Consider the following 24970-nt stretch of genomic DNA (forward strand, 5'->3'; position numbering starts at 1 on the left):
ACCTTCGGCGCGCAGCAGGTCGTGTCGCGAGCGTCTCACCTGCACAAACGCGTTTGGTTCAGCCCTACTCGAACACCACGCGCCGGCCCTGGTCGCGGACCAGGGTGCGAGCCTCGGTGATCATCGCCGCCGCCTGTTTGTCCGAGACTCCGCGCAGGGCAGCCACGGTGCGCAGGTCCGCGCGCGACAGCGCGACGACATCGGTGATGCCGGAGGCCTCCAGGGCTGCGGCGCGGTGCTCGGCGACGCCGGCGATCGCGGTCAGCGGGGCGTCCACCCGGATGCGGCTGACGACGGCCGGGCCGGTGGATCCGGCCGTGGCCGCCACGACGGCGACCTGCGACACGGCCTGGACGGCGACCGCCCGGTCGACCACGCGGAACCGTGGCAGGCGGACCTCTTCGGCGCGCAGGACGACGCGGCCGCCCACGCGGACCCGGTCGGCACCGCAGGTCGGGCACGGGGTCACGGCGACAGGGCGACCGGCTGGCGACGCGGCGGCCGTCACCTTGGTGGCCGGACCGTGGGACCCGCAGCTCTGGCAGTAGCAGGACTCGCCGTCGACCCCGTCGCCCGTGGGCGTTGCCGGGCACAGGCCGCCGGGCGGGAACGGGACGGTGGCCGGCGCGCCTCGGTCGAGCGCCACTGCGACGTCCGTCATCCGCAGGTCGCCCGGGGTCTGGGACGCGAAGTAGAGACCGACCTGCGTCGGCGCCCCCATGGTCAGAGCCAGGTCCCCGAGCACGACGATGGCGCCCGGCGGTACGACGATGCCGAGCGTGGCCTCGACCGCCCCGGCGGGTACGGTGCCGCCGGCCGAGCGGCGGTCGAAGTCGAGCTCGTCGAGCGGCAACCGCACCACCGCGCCGATCGTCGCGCCGGCATCGTCCGCGAACGTGAGCTCGACCGCCGCGCCCGACCCTCCGCTGACCGTGGCCTCCAGCTGCAGGTCGAACGCGTCCCCCGGTGTCGCCGCCACGTGCTGCGTGACCGTGTCCGCGATGGCGCCACCGTTCGCGAACGTCACGCCGCCGGTGGCCGGGGCCGTCGTCGTGGTCGTCGGGGACGACGGCGTCCAGGTCGCCGACGCCGCATCGGCCGACCCCACGAGGCTCACCTTGTCGATCGCCATCGCCAGCTCGGGGACGTAGAACCGGATCTCGGCCTGGGTGGCCGCGGCGGGCGCGACGAGCACGGCCTCGTGGTGCGGGATGCTGTCCACCGACGGGTCCTTCTCCAGGTCGACGGCCGTGACGGGCACCCGGTCGACGCGCTCACGCGAGCACGAGTCGCCGTTCCAGCGGACCTGCGCGACGGCCCCCTCCACGAACGCGAGCCCGTCGAACGAGAAGCGATACCGGGCTCCACCGACGGCCGGCACCACCTGGGAGATCGAGGACGCCTCATCGAGGGTGGTGCGGCGCGACTCGCCCCTGTCAGATGCAGCAGCGAGCAGCGCCAGCACCTCGCCCGAGGTGGGAAGCGCCACCGGTCGGACGCCTCCAGCGGTGAGCTCCCACTCGGCTGGCAGGGCGTCGCCGAGCGTCAGCACGCGGGCCGCACCGGCGCCGATGCCCACGACCACGGCGTGCGTGCCCGCGGAGTTGATCACGACCTGGGCGTTGTCGAGGTTCGGCAGGCTGACGACGGTGTCGGGCACCAGCCGTCGACCGGGCACGTCCAGCGCGATACCGGCGCGCCCCGCGACCACCACGCCGATCAGGCCGGTCGGGTCGATCGCCAGCGCCTGCGCGGTCTGGTCCACCTCGAGCGAGACGTCGACCACGGTGCTGAGGTCGGTGGCCCGCAGATAGCGCACGTCGGACGGGCCGAGCACGACGATCTCATCGCCGCCGGGCGCCACGGTGACGGCACGCGCGGCCGCAAGGACCTTCACCTGGTCGAAAGTGCCGCTGTCGACCGCCGCCCGGTTGGCGTAGGAGACGATCGAGGTATCCCCCTCGGACCCGTCGGCGTTCGTCTCCTGGACGAGGGCGACGACGCGACCGCCGGACCCGACCGCTAGGTCGACCGGTCGCCCGCCCGCGACACCGTTCGGGAGCGTCGCCCACGGCACGGTCGACCCGGCCGCGGCGGCGCGCAGGTCGGCCCAGCCCACGTGCCGGACCGCGGTCGCGATACCGCCCTGGTTGCTCGTCGCGCCGAGCAGGTACACGCCGAGCCCGTCGGGTGCGCCCGCCAGTCGGCCGATGCCCTCCGGCACCGGGACCGGCGCACCGATGGCCCGGCCGGTCTCGGTGTCGACCAGGACCAGGAGGCCTCGTGCCGCATTGTTGAGCGCCCCACCGACCACGCGGAGCACGTTGAGAGAGACGAGGGCCGTGCGCCCGGACGGGTCGACGACGATCGCGGCTGGGGTGCCGGGCCCGATCGCCTCGTCCGCCCCCGGCCGGCGCGTGAAGACGTCGGACCGGACGTACCGGGCGACCATGGACCCGTCGGCGGACTGCTCGGCCGTACCCAGGTGGACCGTCGCGCTGTCCGGGCCGAAGGCGACGACCTGCGAAAACTCGCCCGGTCGTCGCAGCGGCAGCGTAGGGCCCTCGCGCAGCGCGGTGCCCACGCGGTACCAGTCGACGAAGTCGCCGTTGGCCACGCGTTCGCCGCCGCCCGCGGTCGCACCGGCGCCGGCTGACGCGAGCGCCGTGTTGACGGCGTGCGCGACGTCCGCGAAGTCGAGCCCGAAGTCGACTGCCCCCGACGACGCGAACCGTTGCAGGTCGACGGCCACCTCGCTCGACCCCGCACCGACGCGCAGCTCGAGCGGCAGCTGGAACCCCTCCGTGATGTGCCGCAGCCGCAGGTGGGCCTGCAGGCCGGTGGCCGCCGGCGTGGCGTCGCCGACCGCCGTCCGCCACGACAGGCCCCCGTCCCGGGTGAGCTGCAGGACCGCGGGCTGGGTGCTGGACGCCGCGATCCCGGCGCCCGCGTCCGCCCCCGCACTCCAGGCGGCCGTTCCCTCACGGACCTGCACGACCATCCAACGCCGCTGACCCGCCACCAGTTCGACCTCGGCGGGCAGCGGGACGTTGATCCAGGTGGGGCTCCCGGCCAGATCTCGCGTGAGCGTGACCTCCGCTGGCCGGCTGAGCATCGAGGTGCGTCCCGGTTTGCCGTCCAGGTCGTTCACCAGGTCGATCGCGAGCGTGACCTTCGAGGTGACCGAGGTGAGCATCAGGTCGAGCGACGTGGCCACCTGGGTGCCGGGCAGGACGAACGGTTGCGCGAGAGACTGCCCGGCCTGGACCGAGACGAGCTCGGTGGCGGACGCGCCGGTGACCGGCCCGTAGACCACACGCGTCTGGGCGAACGACCCCTGGACGCGCCCGGCCGTCCCGCCCACGACCGCGACCAACCCCGGCGGGACCGTCACCGAGAGCGTGCCCTGCCCGGCCACCGGCGTCCCGTCGTACCTGTACGGCGCCGCGACCGTGCGAACGCCGTCGGGCGACCCACTGACCGCGATCGTGTAGTCGATCTCCAGGGCCAGGTCGAGGCGCGAGATCGTGGCGGAGTGCAGCAGGAAAGGCACCACGTGGCACCCGTTCTCCACGTCGAGCTTGGGCAGCATCGCGTTGAGCAAGTCGGAGAAGTCGCCGGTGGTGGCAGGGTCCACCAGGTCGCCGAGGTGCGTGAAGAACACCGGCCCGCCCTCGACCGCGAGCGTGAGGTTGCTCGGGGGCGACGAGACGCGCAGCTGGCTGATGTCGGGCGAGCCGGCGACCGGGATGCGCAGGCCCGTGACCGTCAGGCCCGGGAGCGGCGTCGCATTGGACGAGGGCCACGCAGCGGTGCCTGGACCGAGGCCGCCCTGGTCGTTCACCGGCAGGAACCCGCCACCCAGGTCGACCAGCACAGTCCCGCCGCCCAGACCGGATCCCGTCAGTGAGGCGAGCTTGCGACGCGCGTGCAGGTCGATCTCGACCGCTCCGTTCGTCGTGACCTTGTTGGCTCCCCAGTCGCCGACGCCGCCCGAAAAGCTCAGCGTCTCGAGGAACCGCCTGCCGGTGTCGGTGCTGACGGGCGTCACCGACAGGACCGCGCGCGTGACGACGGCACCGACCGGCAGCCGGCGCAGGACCAACCGACGGTCCCGCTCGAACGGCAGCTGCCGACCGGCGTGCCCCGCAACCACGCGCATCCGTCACTCCTCCTTCGTCGGGCCGGCTCAGACCTTGAGCAGGATCATGAGCTTGAGCTCGCCGTCGAACTCCTGGGCACCGATGTAGTCGCGCGCGGCGGACTCGTCGTCGTTGCCGCCCTCGTCGAAACCGAGGCCCTCCTTGGGTGGCACGTCGTGCACCGCCTTGCCGGTGAACCAGAGGGCCGTGCGGTTGTTGTCCAGGTGCGAGACATGCACGTTGGCCGGCTTGGGGAACGCGACGGTTCCGCCCTGGTTCGCGTCCGAGACGCCCGCGAAGTTCTCCGTCCGGTGCGGGCGGAACTGGAAGACGATGTCGTTCCAGTCGCCGTTCGCCTTGAGCTGCTTGACGGTCTGCTGCTCCTTGCAGCACCGCTCGAACCACGGCGAGTGGCTGTACTGGTCGTCGCCGAACTGGTCGTTGGGATCCTTGTAGAACGCCTTCCAGAACTCGGTCTCCAGGTCGTCCAGCGTGGTCGACTCCGTGTACGGCACGTTGTAGCGGGCCAGCATGTCCGCGAACGGGATCCCGCGCTCCGGGCCGTCGGCGGCCTGGATGTTGACCGAGATCCGCTTGCCGGATTCGTCGGTGACCCGCACGCGCTTCTCCTCGGAGTTGTGCAGGTAGAAGGTCGCGTACGCCAACCGGGTCTCGTCGTCCTCGCGGTCGACGACGGCGAAGTACTCGAGCTTGTACAGGTCGACGAGCGGCGCCGTGCCCAGGCCGTGCTCGAGGACCGTGATCTCGCCGGCGCGCAGGATCTTGAACAGCTGCTGGTAGCCGCTGCGGCCCCGCACCTCGTCGAGCACACGCTTGGTGATCTCGTCGGTGAGGGCGTCGAGGTCCTTGCCCTCCAGCCGGTCCGCGTCGTCCGCGCTGGCCACGTGCGTCACCGCGTCGGCGGCCGCTTGCGACGTCGAGCGGATGTCGTCGTAGACCTTGTGCTGCAGGGTGTTCCAGTCCTCGGCGGTCAGCAGGTCGCCGGGCTCGCGCTTCACGTACGGCGCGTCGGTGGTCGTCTCGCTCATGATGTTCCTTCCTCATCCGGTCTGGGTTGGCCCTCTGCCACCCGGTCCCTGGTGACGCGTGCACGGATCCCGGCGGCCTTCGCGGTCCCGACGCCCTGGGGGCGCGGCGCGAGCAGGTCGGCGGCGAGGGTAGGCAGGTCCCGGCCGAACGCGGTGCTGCGCGCGTTCTCGAACCGGCTGCCGGTGAAGTAGACGTCGAGGTCGAAGATCGCCGGTCCGGCCCCGCGAGCGCTCATCGAGATCCGGTTGCCCCACGCGCCCTCGTGCGCTGCCTCGAGCACCAGGAACCGCGAACCGAAGCCCGGGTCGGCCACGTAGAGTCGCGCGGCCTGTCCGGAGCGACCGAGAGAGAGGTGCGCCGGCTCGCGGAACGGCATGGTCACGGGTGCCCAGCCGATCGGGACCTGGGCGACGAACATCGGGTCCGCGGCCTTGACCAGCCGCGACGTCTCATGAAGACGGTCGACGAGGAAGTCGGGATCCGTCAAGGGCTCGGTGACGACGCCGCGCACCTGTTCGCTCGACCGCGCGCCGAAGCGGGCGACGCCGAACGGCTCTCCGAACCGCACGTCGAGCTCGGACGGCAGGTTGACGACGAAGGCCCCCGCCTGGTGCGTGTCCCACGTGGCCTCGACCTGGGCGGTCGCCGGGTGCGGGCCGCTGCCGGCGAAGACGGCGAGCACGTCCGACGGACCGAACCGGCTCAGATCGAAGATCGCCTCCTCCGAGCGCGCGCCGCCGGCGAACTCGTCGTCGTCGAACACCGCCGAGTCGAACCGCGCCGCGCGGCACTCGGTGTAGCTCCAGGTGTTACGCCCGCGGCGCACGGTCAGCGGGTCGTCGCCGGTGACCAGCAGCGACGCCGCTCGCGGGTGCCCGTCCTGCGTGATCGTCCCGACGACCTCGCCGCCGGCCGCGACCTCGAGCACCAGCCTGCCCCCCGCGACGACCACGCCGTCGAGCTGCACCGACCAGCCCGCCGCCGGGTCGGCCAGCCGTGGGCCCGCGACCCCGGCGACGGTGTCGAGCACCACGCGGCCGGGCACCGCTGCCGCGCCGGTGTTGGCGAACCGAACGGTCGCCCCGTGCCGGACCGCCGACGTGGCGCTGTCCGTGGTCGGCGGGTACTCCTGCAGGTCGAGGAACCGAACCGGGACGACCTCGACGCGACTCTCGGGCCCGTCGCTCGACGAGACGAGTCGCAACCTGTCCCCCGCCGTGCGCCGCGCTACCCCCGGGAGCACCGAGTCGATGGCGACGAGGACCTCGCTGAGCATCGTGGCCGAGGGCACCACGCCCGCGACGTCGACGTCGACCGGTTCGCCACCATCGAGCGCCAGCCGCAGGACCGAGCGGTCCGAGAGGTCCACCGGGCCGAGCAGGTCGACGTCGCCGTCCACGGTCGCGGGCCCGGGCGCGACCCCGGTGGCGGTCCGTGGTGCGCTGCCCAGCACGATCGGCCCGGCGTCGCCGGCGCCGGTCAGGCTGAGCACGAGGTGGCTGTTCGGACCGCTGCTCGGCGAGGTGATCTGCAGCGCAACGCCGCCTGGGATGGCCACCGTCGTCGCGTTCGCGCTGGTCGCCGCATTGATGGCTGCCGCGAGCAGGCCGGCAGGCACGTGCTCCGGGGAGTCCGCGGCGAACGTGAGGTCGACGGTCACCGGGTCGTCGCGGTCGACCGCGAGTCGCAGCAGGTGCCGCCGGGTCAGGTCGACACCGGCGGTGAGGTCGTGGACGCCGACGATCCGGGCAGGAGAGGCCGGCAGGCCCAGATAGGTCCGCGGCCCGATGACGCCGAGCACGGCGGCCGTCACGTCCGTGCCGGTGGTCGGCGCCTCGATCGTCAGGCGGTCCGGGCACGTGAGGAGGAGGTGCTTGCCATCGTGCGCGCCCAGCGACGCACCGACTGCCAGATTGATCTGCGCGACCAGCTGGCTCAGCGGTCGGACCGTCGTAGCGACCCCGTCGCCCACCGGCACGTCGACCGGAGCGGCGCCGTCGACACCCAGCCGCAGGGCCGCGTCGGCGGGCAGCGAGACGCCGTCGGTGAGGTCGACCGTGCCGACGAACCGCACGCCCGCCGCGCCGCGGCCCCGGACGTGGGACGGGACGTCACCCAGCACCACGTCGAGCGCGTCGAGCGCCTGCGGCGGCTCGATCACCACGCGCGAACCGGCACCAGGGACGGGGTCGGTCAGCACGACCGTGTGGCCGTCCGTGGCCGCGGCGCCCGGGAACGCGGCATTGACCGCGGCAACCACCTCGGCAGGCGTCGTGGCACGCGGACGTGGGCCGGCCAGAGCGATGTCGACGGCCGGGGCCTGCCCGATCGCGAGCCGCAACCACCTGTCGGTCGTCAGGTCGATGCCGGCCGACAGGTCCGGCGTGCCCTCGAGCCGGGCGACCCGTGCGGTGGTGGCGGTCGCGGTGCGGGACGTGAACCCGAGCAGCCTGGTCGAGGCGTCGTCGGTGACGCGGGCCCGCGTGACGAACCGGCGTCGCGACGCTCGGGTCAGGGGCCGCACGACGAGCCGGCCCCCCGCACCCTCGGTCGGGGAGACCAGCACCAGGTGCGCGCCGTCGTCGGAGGCTACGGGGTCGTCGTCGGGGCGGGCGAGCGCGTGGTTGATCGCGGCGGCGATCTCCTCGAGCGTCACCCGGGTGCGGTCCGCCGCGTGGGCAGCGAGGTCGACCTCGACCGGTGCGCCGTCGTCGAGCACCAGGAGCAGCCGGTCCGTGGCCGACAGGTCCACGGCGCCCGCAAGATTGGTGGTCCCGGTGACGGCCGCGGTCACGGGCGGCGCTCCGCGCGCAGACCGTGAGCGCAGGCCCAGGACCGCGTCGGCCGCATCACTGTCCACGTCCTGCACCACCAGTTGGCCACTCTCACCCGCGGTCGGCGAGACCAGCGTCAGCCGGTCGCCGTCCTGGGACGCCACGGTCGCTCCGAGACCCTCGTTCACCGACGCGACGATCTCCGCGGGGGTGGTGGTCTCCGGGTCCAGGCCCGCGATGTCGACCGAGACGGGCGGCTCGGCGTCCACCTGCAGCCGCAGGACCGACGAGGCGCGCAGGTCGACGCCCAGACCGATGCGCCGGTCGGACCGCACGGTGGCCCGCCGGGCCGCCGACCCGGTCGCGCTGCGCGGCGCCTGGCCCAGCAACCGCTCGTTGGCAGGCTGGGCGGCCGGCTCGAGCACGATGATCGAGCCCGCCGCGCCGAGCGTCGGCGACGTCAGGGTGAGGAACCGGCCGTCGTCGGAGGCCACGGTGATGCCCAGGGCTGCGTTGATCGCGTCGGTCACGTCGCCCAGGCCCGCCGCCGAGGCGTCGGGCGCAAGAGCCGCGCAGTCGACCTCCGCCAGGCGCGTCGCGTCCACCGCGAGCCGCAGGTAGCGCGCGCTGGTCAGATCGAGCGCCGTCGACAGGTCGACCGACCCGACGATTCGCGCGCGGGTCGCGGCGATGCCCAGGTAGGTCCGCGGACGCAGCCCCAGCACGAGGTCGGCGGCGTCGTCGTCATCGTCGGCCACCGAGATCTCGGCGGTCGGACCGGTCGACGGTGACGTCAGCACGAGGTACCCGTCGACCAGGGTCGCGACGCCGTCGAGGGCCGCATTGATCGCCGTCAGGATCTCGTCGGCCGTCACCGACGCGGGGTCCGCGGCACCGGCCGCGAGGTGGACCGCGGTCGCGCCGGCGCCGTCGATCGCGATCCGCAGGGTCGAGCGCCGGCTCAGGTCGACGCCGGCGTCGATCCGCACATCGCCGGTGAGCACGGCGGGGGCCGCCGCGAACCCCTCCGACGACACCGCGGGTACCCCGAGCACGGCCGTCGCCGCATCGGCGCCGACCGGCAGCGAGGTCAGCAGCACCGGGTCGGGCCGGGTCCACCACGCGTCGAGCGCGTCGTCCTCGAGGTGCAGCCCCAGCGTCTCGGCGGCGGTGCGCAGGATCCCCTCGACCGTCACCGTGCTGTCGAGCTGCGTGCGGACGTACCGGCGCAGGTGCTCGCGGAACTCCTCGACGCTCTCGTCGTCCCGGGGCGCGAGCCCGTACAGCGCACCGAAGTTCTTCAGATCCAGGATCTTCTTCTCGCCCGCGTCCGCGAACGCGACCCAGTGCGCGCGCATGACGGCGACGAGCGAGTTCTCGGCGGACTGGAGCTCGCCGCCGTAGCCATCCACCAGGGCGCGCAGCGCGGACGGGTCACCCCGCAGCCTGAACGTGGGCGGCAGGTTGGCCAGGATGCGGTCGGCCTTAGGCACCGGCGTCCTCCGTCCCGACGTCAGCGGGCTCCATCTGCAGCGCGATCCACCACGGGTCGCCGCCGACGGTCGCGGACACCTGGAACGTGCCCGCCTCGATCTCGGCGTCGGTGGCCGGTCCGGCCGCACCCACCAGGAGCGAGCGGTCCGCCACCGAACCCCCGCTCGGCGCCCGGCTACCGGTCGCGTCGAGGGCCGCCGCGAGCGCCTCGCGGAGCGCGACGTTGTCGCCGGGCGCCGCCAGCAACGCGGCCTGGACGAGCGCATCGACCAGCGCGTCCTCGCCGTCCGGGCCGGCCAGGTCGGCGCGGGCCACGACCACGTCGGCGATCACCGCCTCGGTCACGTCGGCCACCCCCTGCACCGCGGTGAGCATCGCGGTGCCGTCCGCCGCATCGCCGCGCGTGAGCCGGTCGACGTAGGACTGCAGGGCGGCGACGATCTCGGTACGCACCTGTTCCTTGCCCGGGTTCGACAACCCGGCGGTGATCGTGGCGCGGATACGGGGGGTGATGAACACGTAGCGCGCAACCAGCGTGGACAGGACACCCGCGGCCCGCGTGACGTGGACCGCATCAACCAGGCTCGGGAGGCGTTCAGGCTCGGCGTCGACCACCACGGTCACCGTGCCGGGCTCGGAACGGTGAGCCACGGGGCCGTTCGGGTCGAAGAACTCGACGGGCGTGCCGCGACCCTCGCGGATCGCCCGGTCGAGCGCGGCCAGTGTCGCCTTGCCCAGCCCCCGCAGAACGGCCTTGGCGCGGGTGCGCAGCTCGTCGTCGGTCTCGTCGGCGGCAGCCCGCAACGTCGCGTCGAGGTTGCTGACCCGCTCAATCCCGCCCACCGGCTGCGACTGCTCGGTGATCGTCCCGGCGGCGACCAGGCCCGGGTCGCCAGCGAACCCGGCGTCAGCGCGCACGGGCACGTCGATGCGCACCTGACCGCGCTGGAGGGTGCGCACCTGGGTGGTGACGAACACGACCGCGCCGCTCGTGGTGGTCAGGCGGGTCCCGGCGGGGATCGTGATGTTGCCGTCGACCGTGGTGCTGCGGAAGAACGTGACCAGCCCCTCGGCGAACTCGGCCGTCTTGCGGGTGATGTCGAGGATCGCCACGACGTAGTCGAGCGACTTGCCCGTGGCCGTGTCGACGAACGCCGAAAGGTAGGCGAGGTTGATCTGCTCATAGACGGTGGCGATCTCGCGGCCGACCGCCTCTGTGAGCGTGCGGGTCACGCTGCCGACGTTGATGTCGGACAGCGGCGAGCGGGAGTCGACCCGGAAGTAGTCGACGTAGAAGGTCGTGTCGTCGTCCGGAAGCGTGCCGTCGTCGAGCCAGACCACCACGTTGGTGACGGGGCTGAACTCGAAGTCGATCCGGACCAGGAACGTGCGCGGAAGCCCGGCGGCGGTGCCGGTGATCCCGCGGACGCCGGCGGACGGCTCCGCGAGCGCGTAGGTGAGCACCTTCACGTCGAACCGGATCGGCTCGTTGACCACGCCACCGACCACCGAGGTGAGGATGTCGTCCACCAGGTCGGCAAACGGTCGGTACACCAGGGAGACGGTGTCGATGTTCACGAGACACCTCCGTCGAGCGGCACGGGAAACACGAGGTTCAGCTCACTGATCTGGTCGATCGCCACGACGGCGGCACGGATGTCGACCCAGGTGGGCTGACCGGCGCGCGTCGTCACAGTGATCGACCGGACCGAGGCCACGCGGGGCTCGTCGTTGAGCGCTTGCAGGGCATAGAGCTTGGCCCGGTTGCGGGTGGTCTCGGTGTTGGGCTCCCCGACGAGCTCGTGCAGCCGGCTGCCGTAGGTGGGATGGCCGAGGTGGGCGAGCTCGCCCTGCTGGGTGAGGAACCGCAGGATCAACCCCTGCTGCAGGTTCTGCACCCCCGCCAGCCTCTGCAGGTCGTGCGGCGACCGCTCGGCGTCGTCCGGGTCGAGCAGCTGCGGGCGGATGGCGACATACAGGTCGTCGCCGCGCTCGCGCTGCTCGGCGTACTCGAGACCGCCCAGCAGGCGCAGGTCCGCACCGAACAGCGCCTCGTGCGTCGGCGTGCTCATCGCTGCGTCCTTCCTCGGGGTGAGTTCGGGGTGAGGTGGCGGCACAGGTCGTTCATGGCGGCCACGAGTCGTTCACGAAGGTGGCGGCAGGCGGTCCGATGATGGTCAGCACCCCGGGGGGCGACGGGATCATGTCCCCCATCCGCACGAGCCCAGCCCCGCCGACGGTCACTCCCGAGCTGCCCAGCGGGCCGATGGTCAGCGGGTACGGCACGCCGGTCAGGGAGTTGACCATCAGGCAGATGGATCCCGTGGTCGCCAGCGGCATGCCCCCCGCCATCACGAGCGGCGGCAGGATCACGAGCACCGTGCCGGTGTCGGGTGCGCCGGTCGCGCCGGGCGTGACCATGACCGAGCACCCGATGGTGACGGGCATCCCTGGCATCTCAGAACCTCCGACCGGTGCTCATGGTGAGAACGACGTCATGCCCTTGATGGAGATCGACGCACCCTGCACGGTGGCGCCCGCGGACCCCTCGAGCGAGGCGGTCAGGCCGCCCTTCACGGTGGCGCTCGACCCGGCCTGGGCGGTGAGGTCCGAGCCCGCCTTGATCGAGACGGCGCCGCCCGCCTGCAGGGTCAGGTCGCCGGACGCCTTGAGCGTCACGTCGCCCGCGGACTCGAGCGTGACGTCGCCGTCCTGGTCGAGCACGACCGTCGAGGACCCCGACCGCACCGTGACCGTCCCGCCGCTAGAGCCCGACTGGTCGAGCACCAGCTCGGTCTTGCCGGCGGTAGCGGTGACCACCCCGTCGACGATGCGCACCGTGATCTTGGGCGGCATCTCGAAGACCAGCTCGCGCTTCGGGTCCTGGTCCTGGTGGTTGCGCAGCGCGTACAGCACGCTCGCGTCGTCGTCCGCGGCCAGCGGCAGGCGCAGGACCATCTCGTCCGACGTCGACAGCGGGGGCCGGTGCACGTCGTCGTAGGCCCGGGCCATAACCAGCGGGCTGTTGACGTCGCCGTGATCGAACGCGACCACCACCAGGTCACCCACGTGGGGGATCGCGACCGAGCCGATGTGACCGGTGGCCACCGGGACGCGCTTGAGCGGGAGCCCGCTGTTCTTCAGCGTGACGTCGACGCCGTAGTTCTCGTCGTCCTGGCCGTCGCTGTGCGGGTAGACAGCGGCCACGACGCCGAGCTCGGTCACGCGGACCGCGGCGAGCTCGTGGCGGACGATCGCGGCGATGGTGTCGACGAGGGTCACGAGACACCCCCCGCGGCCGCGCCGACCAGGCTGCGCAGCGTGAGGTCGGTGAGCAGCCCGTCCGCCTTGGTCAGCCGATGGGTCACCCCGCGCACCTGGTACGTGCCGTCGAGCTGGTCGACGCCCGCCCGCTCCGGGAAGCGCTCGAGCCGCGCGAGGTCACCCAGCTTCATCTGTGGCCGGCCCTGGATACGGACCCACACCTGCAGCGCGGACGCCGTGATCACGTCGGCGATCCCCTGCGCCGCGGCGCCGGCGATCTTTGCGGTGCGCATGGCCGGTCGCTCGACCACCAACGTCGGGCTGCCCGTGCCCGCGGTGCCGCGTCGCGCCGACGGGTCGCTGGTCAGCCACGCCCACGACTCGTCGCCGCGCGAGGACCCGGGCGACTCGCCCCAGACCTCGACCGTGCCGGCGCGGGGCCGGCGGCGGGTCTGCTCGGCGGCCAGCACGTGCTCGCCGTACTTGAGGACGTGCACGGTGCGGCTCCCGGTCAGCGGCTCGAACACGAGCGCGCCCTCGGGCGTCAGGTAGGTGTCGAACCCGGCCAGCGCGGCCAGGTCGCGGATGTGCCGGGAGGCGTCGCGACGACCGTCGACGACGTACGCCGAGAGCGCCGGACCCTCCTCGACGCGCTCGACGTCGACCCCGGCCTCGTCGGCCAGCGCGCGCACGATGTCGCCCGCGGACCCGTCCTCGAAGGTGCGGTCCATCCGGGTGCGCAGCAGCGCGTCGGCCCTCGAGTGGCCGATGATCCGCACCGTGCGCAGGCCTGGCTCGACCGCGACCACCGTCCCGGTCAGCACGCGCAGCAGCCCGTCGTCCTCGTCGGTGTAGCCCAGGTCCACCGACACGTCGTCGCCAGGCACCGCGCGCAAGCCGCCCACCTGGCCCTGCACGAGCGTCAGCTCGTCCGCGGGCGTGTCCATGTCGAGGCGCACGACGACCTCGATCGCCGTGCTCGCGCGCGCTTCGGCACTCGTGTCCACCACGTGGTCGCCGATGGTCAGGCGGTACCCAGGACGCAACATCACGACACCCCCAGCCAGTCCGCGAGCGCCGGACTCGTCGTGGCGGGATCGCGGTCGTCCGCCAGCTCGGCACGCAGCGCGTCGCGCAGGTCGTCCTCGGCCGAGAAGACCTCGCCCGGGGTGAGCGGTCGCGGCAACGGGAGGCGCACCAGGTTGGGCACATAGGTGCCCAGCAGCCGCTCTCGCAGTGCCCCGAGCCGCGGGTCCAGCGCACTGGCCAGCATCGTGCGGACGAGCAGCACCCGGTCCTGCTCGGGAAACGCCTCGCTGAATGTGATGTCCTCGTACGCCGAGACGAGGTAGGCCTCCTGCGCGTCGACGCGGGTGGCCGCGTCCTGCGCGACGGCCATGAGCCGCGCGAACCGCTCCGAGCTGGTGCGCAGCGCCTCGCGCGCAGCGACCCACAGGTAGCGCGCGAACACCGGTCCCGCCGTCGCACGACGCGCCTCCGCGGTACCGAGCAGCTGGTCCGCCACGAGGTGACGGTTCTGCACCGATCGCACCAGGCGGACGTCCTCGAGCACACCCGCCGCACGGTCGATCGCGAGCTGCGCGCAGTGTGCCGGCTGGAGCAGCACCCGCAGGTCCGTCGAGGAGGCGTCGCAGTACGCGACATACCGGTCGCCCACGGTCACCGTCCCCCACAGGTCGGCGTTCGAGTGCACCTCGACCTCGACGACGACCCGGTCCCCCGGCGCCGAGGCCACGCGCCCCTTGAGCACCTCGAGCACCTCAAGGTCGACAGCGCGACCGGCGCCGGACGCTTCGACGGCACGGACGTCGAACGCCACGACGACCGCGGCACCGAGCACCTCGGAGGCCACGGGGCTCACGCTCACGTCCTCGGTCCCGTTCATGCGCGCGCATCCTGGGCCAGGAGGGGAACGGCCGAGGGCGGTCGGACCTCGACCCCCGACGTGACCGCGGAGATCGCGGGCGACGACGGGACCCGCGCGCTGATGACGGTGGCCGGCGCGGCGACCACGGCGATCGCGCCGGTTGCGGGTGTGACGCCCCAGGTGCCGTCGAGCTGCCACACCAGGCGCTCGTCCGCGGCGTACAGGCGGTCGGCCGGGGCGCCGGTGGGCGCACTGCTGCGAGCCCGGTTGGTCCAGACCATGAGCGTGCAGTCGAACCGGATCCGGATCTGGAACGAGGTCAGCCGGGCGGCCGCGACCACCGGGTGCGTGCCGTCCGCCCCCGATCCAGGGCTGTCCACGGCCTCGACGATCCACCGCTCGCCGAGCGGCCGGTTCGTCCGGGGCGTCCGGATGCGGCTCTGCCCGAGCGCAAGCGAGTCGCCGCCCGAACCGGGCGCGCCCCGCCCGGTGTCCAGGATCGGGGGCGCAACGATCGCGGGCGCCGGGTCCGCCGGGACGAACGCCCCGTTGGGCCCGGTGGCGGCGGCTCGGTTCGAGACGAACACGTCCGGCGCGGGATGCGCGGTCGGCGGCGCGGTCGTCGGGTCCGTGTAGGTGGGCGAGAAGGTGGTCGGACCCTGGATGTTGTTGGCCCAGCCGCCGAAGAACTGGTCGATCGCGCGCCGCCCGTTCGTGCCACCGGTGACCACGTCGATCTGGGCGTTCATGTGGATGGCCGCGGTGCCGGGGGCACCGATGTTGAACACGCCCGAACGCACCCGGATGCCTCCGCCGGCGACCGGGTTCACGGCGAAGTTGGTCGCGACCGCCACGGAGCTGTCGAGGAACAGGGTCGCGCGGCCCAGCACCACGTTGAGCACGAGATTGGGCTCGCGGTCGATCCCGTGGTCGAACCGGCCGTTGCCGTTGCCGTCGACGAACGGGCGCACGTGGAACGTGCCCACGTTGTCGGTGAGCATCGTGGCGGTCAGAGCACCCGTGCGCGTCACGGTGGGTGCGAGCCGCGGGCCACCGAGCGCAACGATCCCCGCGGCGTCGTCGCCGCCGGCCGCCGCCGTGAGCCCGCGGGCGCGCTGAGCACCCCAGAGCACGGGGACCCCCACGGGCGCGACGGTCACCGCCAGCGTGATCGGCGTTCCGGGCAGGATCGAGTTCTCGACCAGAGGCAGCGGCAGGTTCACGGTCGGGTCCTGTTCGAAGTCCGCCGGGGCGGGCACCGCCCCGACGACCACGACATGCGCCGCGACCGGCGAGTTGGCCAGCCGGTTGGTCCGCGCCGGCGTGCCGGGGACCGTCGCCCTCAGGTTGCTCAGCTGCACCACCGTGAGCACGGCGCGATCGCCGTCGGGCTCGACCGTTTCGACGCCGAGCTGCAGGGACGCGTCGCGCAGCGCCCCGCTGACTCCCGTGCCCTCGACCCAGATCTGGGTGCCCGTCGCCGCGATGGCGGCGTTCGGCAGGCGGACCGGTGAGGGCAGGACGGTCTGACCACCGGCCGCGACCTCGTCGACGGCACCGAAGAAGCGCGTGCGGGGCGACAGCGAGGTGAGCACGAGCGCGCCCGGGAAGCCCGCGGGGACGGCCTTGCGGACGGTGACCATCGCGCGCCCGGCGTGGTTGCCGGCGTCCTGCACCTGGATGAACCGGCCGGGGGTGATCTTGGCGGCTTCCGTCAGCGGCACCGGGGCCGCCCCGACCGCGGTGCGGCTCTGGTGCAGGTCCAGGAACACCTCGACGGCCGTCATCGCGTGCGTCGCGGCCAAACCCCGGGTTCCTCCCACAGTGAGGGCAAGCGTCAGGACCACGTCGCCCACCGCCGCGCTGGCCGCGCGACCCTCCGCGAACAGGGTCACGCCGAGCACCAGCCGCGCGGAGCCGAACACGTTGTCGACGCCGGTGAACAGCACCTCAGCGCCGCCCGCGGCCGCGTCGAAGAACCGCACCCGGTCACTCGACCGCGTGAACTCGCCCGTCCCTGTGAACAGCGCGGACGAGCGCAGGACCACCGCCTTGCGCGCCGGGTTCGTGTGCACCTTCTTCACGACGACGACCGCCGGGCCGACTGGCGGCAGGGCCACCGCCGGCGGCACCACCGGCGCGTCGAGCTCACCAGTGATCTGCGGGACGATCGACCCGACCGCGCGGTCGACGATCACGATGTCTGCGGCAGCCGACCCGTCCAGGCGGAAGCAGGTCGCGTTGCCGCGCACGTCCGCGAGCGGCTGGCTCCGCGACCGCGCCAGGAACGGTCCGTCGACCGAGACGACGTAGGTGCCGCGACCCTTCTGGGGTGCGCCCGGCGGCGGGAAGGTGAAGCTGCCATCGGCGGCAGTCCGGCCCTGGATCGGCGTGCCCGCGTGCTCGACGCCCGTGGTGGGGATCTCCCCGTTCAGGTACTCCCCGTCGGGCGACATGAGCACGTACGAGCCCTGCGCGAACGGGGTGCCGTCGTCGAAGGTGATCCGGCCCGCGACCGGGAACGAGCCGGGTTCGGCGGGCGTCCGGCACCAGGTACGGTCGGCCGGCGCGGGACCGGTGGTGCCGGGCGCGTTCGACGGGCACGGCTGGCCGTACGGGGTGACGAAGCAGTCGCGGCTCGTCGCGGTGCCGTCGTTCAGGCACCAGCCTCCGCCGCCCGCGCCCTCGGGGACGAGCGCGAGCGTCACCGGCTCGGGCACCTGGCAGGGGAACGAGTCTTCCTTGACGAACATCAGCTCCGTGCGGCGGTTGGGGCGCCAGGCGGTCGGGATGTTCTTCACCGGGTCCTGCTCGCCGACGCCGATCCACCGCAGCGGACCGTTGTCGCAACCGGCGGCGTTCTTGTCTGCCATGAGCTGCGCGGTGGGGAAGTCGATCGCCTCGTGCGCCAGGTACTCCCGGATCAGCACGGGCCAGGTGTCGTCACCCACCACGCCGTCGGGGGTGAGCCCGTGGTCGGTCTGGAACTGGCGGATCGCCTCATCGGTGAGCGAGGCGTCCTTGCCGACGTTTCCCGTGAACCGCCCGAGGTCCTGCAGCATGTGTTGGATCTCGCGCGTGCCCCACGTGTCCCGGACGGTGGTGATCGTGCCGCTCGGGCGTGCCTTGCGGAGCTCGTTCCACTCGGCCACCGACTTCTCCGGCTCGCTGCCGAACGTCATCATCGCGTACGTCGCGCGGCCGCGACGCTCGGACAGCGCCTGGTTGTACTCATCGGAACCCACCAGGTCCGTGTTCCCGACGATGAGCATCTTCTCGTCCGGGTGCGCGGTCGCGTACTCGCGGACCTGCTGCAGCACGTGCCGCTCGCACGGCTCGACGAACGCCGCGTCGAAGTGGAACGTGATGACGAAGACTGTGCCGATCTTCGAGCCGCGACGCAGGACGATCGTGGCGGACGCGGTCTCGCCCTCCCGCACGACGACGCCCGCCGTCCCCGTGAGCACCTCGTGCTGGCCCGTCGGCGTCGCATTGTCGTCGACCAGCGCGGTCGCGGTGAAGTTCCCTGCCGGGAACGGGTCCTCGAACCAGGTGTCGGGGCGCACGCGGTTGGTCAGCACGCGGTCGCGCATCACCGGCCCGTCGTCCTGCGTGCCGTCCACCGAGACCCGCACGCGGTCCATGTCGAACGCCGGGTCCCCTTCGACCACCACGGTGACCGCGAGCTTGCCGTCCTCGACCTCGACGGGAGGCGGCGGCGGGATGATGATCGGCTCGTCACGGATCGGCTCGGCCTCGGTGAGCTCGCGCAGCGTCAGGTGGTACTCGTACGCGCTGTCGCGACCCGCCAGCTCGCGCACATCCATCCGCTCGATGAGCACCTGGTCGACCAGGGTCGCCGACGAGATGTCGGACACGAACGCGACCGGGTCCCCCGCATGGAACGCGGCCCGCAGGTCCTTGAGGTTGTCCTGGACGTCGGGCTTCGTGAGCACCCCGGTCAGGCTGAGCCGGGCGCCGCGGCGGCCCAGGTCCTGCAGGAAGTCACCCTCGAGTGCGGGGACGGGGTGGCGCACGACGACCTGGTCCTCGTCGGTCTCGACGAGCTGCACCTGCTCCAGCTCGAGGTCACCCAGCATCGGACGCACCACGTCTGCTCCCCTCCTCTGCGTCGCTCGTCGTGCTCGTGGATCAGGCCGGCTTGAGGCTCGTCAGGTGCGCCGTGATCGCCGTGATGAGGTCCACCAGCTCCTGCTTGACGGCATCCACGGACGGCAGGCCGGTCACGACGTCGGCGACCGACGCGATGGCGTCGATCGAGGAGGTCTCGTTGGGGAGCAGCTTCTTGGCCGCGTCGAGCAGCGCGGGGATCATCCCCGTGAAGGTCGCGACCTCGCCGAGGCCCGGGATCGCCCCGACGTCGAGGTTGTTGATCTCGGTCTTCAGCTTGGCCAGCAGGCCGATCAGCTCGTCGAGGAGCTCGGTGATCTGCGGGACCAGCGAGGCGATCGCCTGGATGGCGGGCTTGATCGTGGGGACGTTCGCGTCGAGGAACGTCTTGAACTCGGCCAGCACGGACTTCAGCTGGTCGAACAGGTTCTGGTCAGCCATCGGTCTCTCCTGTCGGGCGGTGGTCAGGGTCTGCTGATCGCGTCGCGGAACGCGGCAAGGCGGGCGAGCAGGTCCGACAGCGGGGTGACGAAGTTCTCCAGCCCGGTCGCGAACGGGACCGCGATGTCGAGGCCGTCGAGCAGGTCCCCGACCAGGTCGCCGGCGTCGCCGAGGATGTCGGCGTCGAGCGCGTCGGTGGAGTCCGGCTCGACCGGCTCGATGAACTCGCGCAGCGTGAGCGCGTAGGCGAACCGGTCCGGCAGGCCGGCGAGCTGACGGATCTGGAGGTCGTCGATGAGGACCCGCTCGATCGTGGTGTCGGTGGTGATGTCAGCGACGAAGGTGACGGGCTGCCCGGTGCGCAGGTCGCTCTTGAGCGTGTCGAGCAGCTCGAGCGCGTGCGGATCGGTCGCGATGCCTCGCACCGTGACCCCGGTGGGTGCACGGCCCAGGTTCTGCAGCATGCTGCCGTCCTTGCCGGGCGCCTTGTGCTCGGCGACAGCGCGCAGGTCGAGGGTGGTGAGGTCCTGCACCTGCGGCAGCTCGGTGCCGGCGAGCATGGGTCGCACGGTCACACCTCGATCCCGTGCCGGCGGGCCGCGTCATCGAGCACGCGCGTCATGAGGCGTTCGAGGTCCGGCTCGGCCAACCCTGCGACCGTGCCAGGCGTGACCCCGGGGGCGGCCGGCATCTCGCGCCGCCCTGCCCCCTGGAACGCGCCGCCGAGACCGGTCGCAGACTCGTCGGACCGATCATCGGAGGCCAGCCGGGCGGGCTCGGTCGGCTGCTCGGCGAACGTGCCGAGCTCGCGCTGGCCGGACTGGTCGGTGCGCGGCGTCGGGTGTGCGGCCGGGACGCTCGTGGGCGTCGCCGGCTGGGTGGTCGCCTCCGCACTCCTGGCGCGCGGCCGGGTGCGCTCCGGCGTCCTTGAGTCGCGACGACGACGCGTCGGGGCCGGTGCGGCCGCGTCGGGCTTCGCTGGCGCGCCCACCACCCGCGCGGGAAGCGCGAGCTCGAGCAGCCGCGCCTTGGTGGGGCCGACCGTCGGGTCGAGCGGCCACGGCCCGGTCCGCGCGAACCGCTCTCCCAGGAGGTTCGTGCCGAGCCGGCGCGCGACCCGATCGGCCAACGCGGGGGCGAACGACGCCGCCGGGACGGTCGGGCGCGGCTGGCGGACGACGGGGGGTGCCGGAACCGGTCGGCGCCGCGCAGGCGCTGCTGGCGGCGCTGGTGACGCCGACGACGCCGACGACGTGGGCGAAGTGGGCGAAGTGGGCGAAGTGGGCGAATTGGGCGAAGTGGGCGACGAAGACGACGGCGTACTCCTCGGGCCTGCGAGCGTCAGGAGCCGTCCGACGGGCACCCGGCACGACGCCTGCTGCTCGGTCAGGCGCTCGGCCCGCGCCGACGATCCCGGTACCTCGTCGGGCGGGCAGTCGGCGGCGCCCGGCGGCACCGTCCGCTCGACCGAGGGCAGCGGGGCCAGGGTCCGGCTGCGGCGCACCTGCTGCCCGGACGGGCAGATCTCCGCGGTCGGCGCGGGTGCCGGCGCCGCCAGCGAGGTCCGACGGCGAACCCGACCCGTCTCGGCGGCGGAGGCGGGCCCAGACGTCGGCGCGGGCCGGTCGAGCACGTCGGCCAGCACCGTCCCGAAGAGCGGGGAGGTGGTGAGCGTCGGCGTCGGGCGGGCCGTCGCGCAGGTCGAACGGACCGCGTCCGTGACGTGGTGGACCGACCGCGTCGCAGCCACCACGTCCCGGCACCACGACGCGGGCCCGGCGCCCGAGTGCAGCGCGCCGGTCCTCCGTTCACGGCCCCGGCTCATGCGACCTCCGACGCCCGTCCGGCCATCTCCAGGTACATGAGGATCTGGCCGATCGTCATGCCCGTGACGTCCTCCGCCGTCCAGCCGAACTCGTCCGCCAGCACGAAGCACGCTTTGGCCAGCGGCGCCTGGACGAGCTCGGCCAACCTGTCGCGCGGGGTGTCGATGCCGCTGAGCTCGTTGATCGTGTCCACCAGGAACCGGGCGGTCCCGGCGGGCAGGCGGCTTGCCTGGTCCGGGGTGAGCGCCGGTTCGACGAGCGCGCGCGCGATCATCAGGCCGGCTGCGAGCTCGCGGTCGTCCTTCGCGGCGTGCGCGATGAGCTGGACGTCGCGCACCGTGAGCGGCCGGACGGTCACAGTGCCGCTGTCCAGCCCGGGGACAGCCACCTCGTGCGTGACGGAGCTCCCGGCCAGCAGGTCCTCGGCGGTCAGTGCCATGGCCGTCGCCCTACGTGGCTGCGGGGAACGTGACCGTGCCGGCGTTGTCCGCGCCGACGTCGAGCACGCCGATCGTCAGCCCCCGGAAGCAGAGGTTTTCCATGACGAACTCGTCCTCGGGCAGCGCGAAGTTCCAGTTTTCGAACTTCACGCCGCTGATCTCGAGGCTGAGCGCCTCCTCTGGACGCGCGGGGTCACCCAAGAACAGGGTGATCGCGAACGTCGGCTGCACGTACGGCTCGGCCACCGCGGTCGAGGACGCCCCCCGGCCCAGCAGCAGGAAGAGCAGCGCGCCGTTGATGTAGGCCCGCCCGATGCTGCCGTGGATCGCGATGTCGCCCGGCGACAGCGAGACCGGGTGGCGACGACCGACCTCGTAGAACTCCTTGAGCGCGGTGGTCACCGAGACCTGAACGTCGGTCAGCCGACCAACGCTCTGGATGGCGTACCCGTCGAGCACCGCCTTGGCATCGGCTCCCTCGGGGGTGTCGACGGCTGCGAGGCCGAGCGTCCCGTAGGCGCCCGTGTAAACATCTGTCAGAGCCATGGTGGGTCCTTTACTCGAGGAACATCGTCACCTTGATGAAGTCGATGCTGAACGTGGGTCGGATGACGAGGTCGACCCGGGCGAAGCCGCGGATCTCGTCGTCGCGAGAGGCGTAGACCGTCAGGTCGTAGCTGATGAGCATCTCGTCGAGGACCATCCCGGCCAGGAAGTTGTTGATGGTCGCGCGCAGAGCACCGCGCACCCGCTCGTTGTTGAGCAACCCGATGTAGGGCGTCGCCGCGCTGCGGACGCCGAACTTGGCGTAGTCGACGATCCGGCGGGTCGTGATCTGCACCCACGCGGTGTTGGTCGACGTCGTGATGCCCTTGACCAGGCGGAAGCCCTGCCGGTTCTCGATGGCCAGCAGCCGGCTGAGCACCAGCTGCTTGAGCTCGGCGTTCGTCAGGTCATGCTCGAGCCCGTCCACCGAGAGGACCTTGTTGGTCAGGCTGATGTGGGCGGGCTGCGCGGAGAGCAGCCCGGCGACGGCCGCCGCGGCGTACGCACCGGGCAGCGTGACCGTGGCGGGCGGCTGCTGCGAGCGGTCGGCGGCCTTGATACCGGGCCCGACAAGCACGAGCCGGTCGCTGTTCAGCGTGTGCGCCGACGCGTTCTGCACGAACGTCGTGCGGTCGGCCTGCAGGGCCGTTCCGACGATCGCGATCCGCTCGCGCTTGATCTCGTCGCCGGACGCCACGGCCGCGTGCGCGGCGAGGTCGTCGCCGAACGACTGGTCCTGCCCGGCGGCCACGACGATGTGGGCGTCGACCTCCAGCAGCGCGTCGAGCCCTACTTGGTAGTCGGCGCCGGCCGCACCGTTCGCACCGCCGCCCAGGGGCGTGGCGGCCACGGGAGTGAGTACCTCGGTCGAGCTGGCAAGGGCAGTCGCCGTCACCAGTTGCGAGCCCGACAGGTCCGCGATCAGGTCGTCGCCGGAGACGACGCTGTACTCCTCCACCGCGGTCACTCCGAGCTTCACCGTGACCTTGACGGCCGCGGATTTGGCGACCGTGTAGGTGGCCAGGACCACGTCGGTAGCGCCGGGCGCGGTTCCGAACGCCAGGACGCCGGTCGCGGTGGTGACGCCGACCTGCGTCGGACCGGGCGCGGCGTCGTAGACGATCCCGGGCACCTTGTCGGCGCCGCCCGCGGACGGCCGCACGAGGATCCGGTTCACGGCACTGACGACGATCGGACCGTGCGCGAGCGTGAGCGAGCCGGTGTCGACCTCCTCGCCCGAGACGACCGCGTTCGTGTCCGCCGTCGTCACGGCGACGGTGAGCTCGTTGCCCCACGTGCCGGGCGACTTGGCCTTCACCGTGAGGTTCGGACCGCCCGCCGACGCGAGGTCGACCGTTGCGGGGACCGCGTTGTTGTCCGCCACGCGCACGGCCCAGACGGTCGTCGCGCCGTACTTGTATGCCTGCTCGAGCGCGCGCGTGAGGGTCAGCTCGCCCGAGGCACCGTCGACCCAGCGGTCGTACGCGCCGAACCTCCCGAGCGCCTCCGAGTAGGAGCCGAGCAGCTGTGGGGTGCCGACGGGACCCTTGCCTGCGGTGCCGACGACCCCCACGTTCCCCACGGTGATGGCGCCGGGGATGATGAGCGCCTCTGGCCGCACCTCGATGAGTACGCCCGGAAGGACTGATTCGGTCATTTCTTCCTCTCCTCCGACGGGTCGTGCACAGCGAGGCCCGTCACCAGTTGTGGCTAGCGCGGGTTGACCCGCAGATAGACGACTGCGGTCTGGTCGAGCCCCGTACTGGGACCCGGCGGCGGGGTGTAACTCACCGTGAAGCGGTCGGCCGCGGTCGGCAGCAGGACCGGTTCGTCGAGCCGACGGTCGAACGCCGTATACACGTCGACCGTCAAGTTCGTGTCCCAGTCGCCCATCTCAAAGCCGGGCGTGGGGGTTCCGAGGGCGGCGAACGCAGCCGCAGGGGCGAGCGTCACGTCGGCGTCGGCGTCGGTAGGTGTGGCCCCGGACGTCGCCGCGAAGAACGCGTCGAGGTCGGGCAGGTGCGTGACCGGGGCGCCAGACCCGGACGTGCGCGACAGGGTCACCATGCCGCCCAGGGGCACCGGGACGAACGCGAGGGCGGCCAGCCGGTTGACCGCCGCAGGACCTCGAACGGCGAGCGCCGGTGCCAGCTCGTCGTCCCAGCGGGCCATGCTGTCGGTGATCGCCTCCAGCTCGCGTGCCTCGCCGACGGCGTTGAGGTCGGCCGTCACCGGGATGCGGGCGATGAGGCTCTGGGCGTCGTCCGTGTCGACGTAGTGGTACTCGTAGAGCACGTCGAAGGTGCTCGTCTTGCGCCAGCCCGGGACCGCGTCGATGCGCTCGCCGAGCGTGGTACCGGTCGCGGCCAGGCGCAGGAAGCCTTCCTGGCGCAGCTCGGTGGCGTCGTCGAGGATCGCAGTCTGTAGGTCGAGCATCGCGGCATCGACGCCCTGCACGGTCGACGCCCACACCTGGAACCGCACCCCGGCGTCGAGCCGCCCGCCGCGCAGAGTCCGGTCCCCCAGCGGTCCTGACGACTCGCTGCCCCGGTGGTTGCCCAGCCCGACGAGCTTGTCCTTGATGCGCTCGAGGGTCACGTTGTTCGGCGGCAGGGGCGCCACCGAGTCGGGCAGCCGGAGGCCGAGCAACGTGAGCATGTCGGTGACCACGCCGGTGATCGCGGGGGCGGCCATGCTCAGCCCCGCCACGCGGACACCGACGACGCGCGCAGAGACAAGCTGGTCCTGGATGAACGACGCGACGTCGGACGGCCGGTCCCACACGCGCCGCTCACCGGTCTCGGCGTCGGCGACATAGCCGTGCCAGAGCGTGTGCCGTGGGGTGTCGTCACCCTCGAGAACGGCCCGGACCACGAACGAGCGCGCGACCAACCTGTCGGAGCGGTCGTCGTCGAGAGCGGTGTCCGCCATGTCACGAGTGCCCCCTCCGTGGTCGTCTGCCTGTACGGGGCAA

At 72.5% G+C, this 24970-nt stretch carries 17 protein-coding genes; all 17 read right to left on the minus strand.

Annotation, left to right across the window (positions count from 1 at the left end; all coding sequences use genetic code 11):
• Positions 1-64 precede the first annotated feature (64 nt).
• The 17 genes from VTA80_RS22325 to VTA80_RS22405 are packed head-to-tail and all read right to left on the minus strand — an operon-like array spanning position 65 to position 24927.
• Positions 65-4162 (minus strand): helix-hairpin-helix domain-containing protein, encoded by a 4098-nt coding sequence (locus tag VTA80_RS22325; protein ID WP_407343257.1) that lies wholly within the window; start codon positions 4160-4162, stop codon positions 65-67.
• Positions 4163-4189: 27 nt separating this feature from the next.
• Positions 4190-5191 carry a hypothetical protein gene (locus VTA80_RS22330; RefSeq protein WP_407343258.1) on the minus strand — a complete coding sequence of 334 codons (1002 nt, stop codon included), beginning with the start codon at positions 5189-5191 and terminating at the stop codon, positions 4190-4192.
• Positions 5188-9459 carry a hypothetical protein gene (locus VTA80_RS22335; protein WP_407343259.1) on the minus strand — a complete coding sequence of 1424 codons (4272 nt, stop codon included), beginning with the start codon at positions 9457-9459 and terminating at the stop codon, positions 5188-5190. Before VTA80_RS22335 ends, VTA80_RS22330 begins: the two co-directional genes overlap by 4 nt.
• Complete coding sequence (locus VTA80_RS22340; RefSeq protein ID WP_407343260.1) at positions 9452-11038, minus strand: baseplate J/gp47 family protein; 1587 nt, start codon at positions 11036-11038, stop codon at positions 9452-9454. Before VTA80_RS22340 ends, VTA80_RS22335 begins: the two co-directional genes overlap by 8 nt.
• Positions 11035-11532 carry a GPW/gp25 family protein gene (locus tag VTA80_RS22345; RefSeq protein WP_407343261.1) on the minus strand — a complete coding sequence of 166 codons (498 nt, stop codon included), beginning with the start codon at positions 11530-11532 and terminating at the stop codon, positions 11035-11037. Before VTA80_RS22345 ends, VTA80_RS22340 begins: the two co-directional genes overlap by 4 nt.
• Positions 11533-11584: 52 nt before the next feature.
• Positions 11585-11908, minus strand: coding sequence for a hypothetical protein (locus VTA80_RS22350; protein WP_407343262.1), 324 nt, complete (start codon positions 11906-11908; stop codon positions 11585-11587).
• Between the two features lie 30 nt (positions 11909-11938).
• Entirely contained in the window at positions 11939-12742 is an 804-nt protein-coding gene (locus VTA80_RS22355; protein ID WP_407343263.1) for a phage baseplate assembly protein V, read from the minus strand.
• Complete coding sequence (locus tag VTA80_RS22360) at positions 12739-13773, minus strand: hypothetical protein (protein ID WP_407343264.1); 1035 nt, start codon at positions 13771-13773, stop codon at positions 12739-12741. The genes VTA80_RS22355 and VTA80_RS22360 overlap by 4 nt, the downstream gene beginning before the upstream one ends.
• Entirely contained in the window at positions 13773-14630 is an 858-nt protein-coding gene (locus VTA80_RS22365) for a hypothetical protein (RefSeq protein ID WP_407343265.1), read from the minus strand. The genes VTA80_RS22360 and VTA80_RS22365 overlap by 1 nt, the downstream gene beginning before the upstream one ends.
• Positions 14627-18724, minus strand: coding sequence for a peptidoglycan-binding protein (locus VTA80_RS22370; RefSeq protein ID WP_407343266.1), 4098 nt, complete (start codon positions 18722-18724; stop codon positions 14627-14629). Before VTA80_RS22370 ends, VTA80_RS22365 begins: the two co-directional genes overlap by 4 nt.
• A gap of 40 nt (positions 18725-18764) precedes the next feature.
• Complete coding sequence (locus VTA80_RS22375) at positions 18765-19184, minus strand: hypothetical protein (protein ID WP_407343267.1); 420 nt, start codon at positions 19182-19184, stop codon at positions 18765-18767.
• Between the two features lie 23 nt (positions 19185-19207).
• Positions 19208-19759, minus strand: coding sequence for a hypothetical protein (locus tag VTA80_RS22380; RefSeq protein ID WP_407343268.1), 552 nt, complete (start codon positions 19757-19759; stop codon positions 19208-19210).
• Positions 19756-21009: a hypothetical protein gene (locus VTA80_RS22385; protein ID WP_407343269.1), complete on the minus strand. Its 1254-nt coding sequence runs from the start codon at positions 21007-21009 to the stop codon at positions 19756-19758. Before VTA80_RS22385 ends, VTA80_RS22380 begins: the two co-directional genes overlap by 4 nt.
• Positions 21006-21449 (minus strand): hypothetical protein, encoded by a 444-nt coding sequence (locus tag VTA80_RS22390; RefSeq protein ID WP_407343271.1) that lies wholly within the window; start codon positions 21447-21449, stop codon positions 21006-21008. Before VTA80_RS22390 ends, VTA80_RS22385 begins: the two co-directional genes overlap by 4 nt.
• A gap of 10 nt (positions 21450-21459) precedes the next feature.
• Positions 21460-21996 (minus strand): hypothetical protein, encoded by a 537-nt coding sequence (locus VTA80_RS22395; RefSeq protein WP_407343272.1) that lies wholly within the window; start codon positions 21994-21996, stop codon positions 21460-21462.
• Between the two features lie 10 nt (positions 21997-22006).
• Positions 22007-23653 carry a phage tail sheath subtilisin-like domain-containing protein gene (locus VTA80_RS22400; protein ID WP_407343273.1) on the minus strand — a complete coding sequence of 549 codons (1647 nt, stop codon included), beginning with the start codon at positions 23651-23653 and terminating at the stop codon, positions 22007-22009.
• 53 nt (positions 23654-23706) lie between these two features.
• On the minus strand, positions 23707-24927 hold the full coding sequence (locus tag VTA80_RS22405; protein WP_407343274.1) for a hypothetical protein: 1221 nt from the start codon (positions 24925-24927) through the stop codon (positions 23707-23709).
• Between the last annotated feature and the right edge of the window lie 43 nt (positions 24928-24970).

It is taken from the genome of Pengzhenrongella phosphoraccumulans (assembly GCF_045689905.1).
GTDB lineage: Bacteria > Actinomycetota > Actinomycetes > Actinomycetales > Cellulomonadaceae > Pengzhenrongella > Pengzhenrongella phosphoraccumulans.

What these genes read in the sequence shown, in the direction of transcription:
- VTA80_RS22325 (WP_407343257.1), bottom strand. Translation starts at nt 4,162, where the DNA reads ATGCGCGTGGTTGCGGGGCACGCCGGTCGGCAGCTGCCGTTCGAGCGG.
- VTA80_RS22330 (WP_407343258.1), bottom strand. Translation starts at nt 5,191, where the DNA reads ATGAGCGAGACGACCACCGACGCGCCGTACGTGAAGCGCGAGCCCGGC.
- VTA80_RS22345 (WP_407343261.1), bottom strand. Translation starts at nt 11,532, where the DNA reads ATGAGCACGCCGACGCACGAGGCGCTGTTCGGTGCGGACCTGCGCCTG.
- VTA80_RS22350 (WP_407343262.1), bottom strand. Translation starts at nt 11,908, where the DNA reads ATGCCCGTCACCATCGGGTGCTCGGTCATGGTCACGCCCGGCGCGACC.
- VTA80_RS22360 (WP_407343264.1), bottom strand. Translation starts at nt 13,773, where the DNA reads ATGTTGCGTCCTGGGTACCGCCTGACCATCGGCGACCACGTGGTGGAC.
- VTA80_RS22365 (WP_407343265.1), bottom strand. Translation starts at nt 14,630, where the DNA reads ATGAACGGGACCGAGGACGTGAGCGTGAGCCCCGTGGCCTCCGAGGTG.
- VTA80_RS22375 (WP_407343267.1), bottom strand. Translation starts at nt 19,184, where the DNA reads ATGGCTGACCAGAACCTGTTCGACCAGCTGAAGTCCGTGCTGGCCGAG.
- VTA80_RS22385 (WP_407343269.1), bottom strand. Translation starts at nt 21,009, where the DNA reads ATGAGCCGGGGCCGTGAACGGAGGACCGGCGCGCTGCACTCGGGCGCC.
- VTA80_RS22390 (WP_407343271.1), bottom strand. Translation starts at nt 21,449, where the DNA reads ATGGCACTGACCGCCGAGGACCTGCTGGCCGGGAGCTCCGTCACGCAC.
- VTA80_RS22395 (WP_407343272.1), bottom strand. Translation starts at nt 21,996, where the DNA reads ATGGCTCTGACAGATGTTTACACGGGCGCCTACGGGACGCTCGGCCTC.
- VTA80_RS22400 (WP_407343273.1), bottom strand. Translation starts at nt 23,653, where the DNA reads ATGACCGAATCAGTCCTTCCGGGCGTACTCATCGAGGTGCGGCCAGAG.
- VTA80_RS22405 (WP_407343274.1), bottom strand. Translation starts at nt 24,927, where the DNA reads ATGGCGGACACCGCTCTCGACGACGACCGCTCCGACAGGTTGGTCGCG.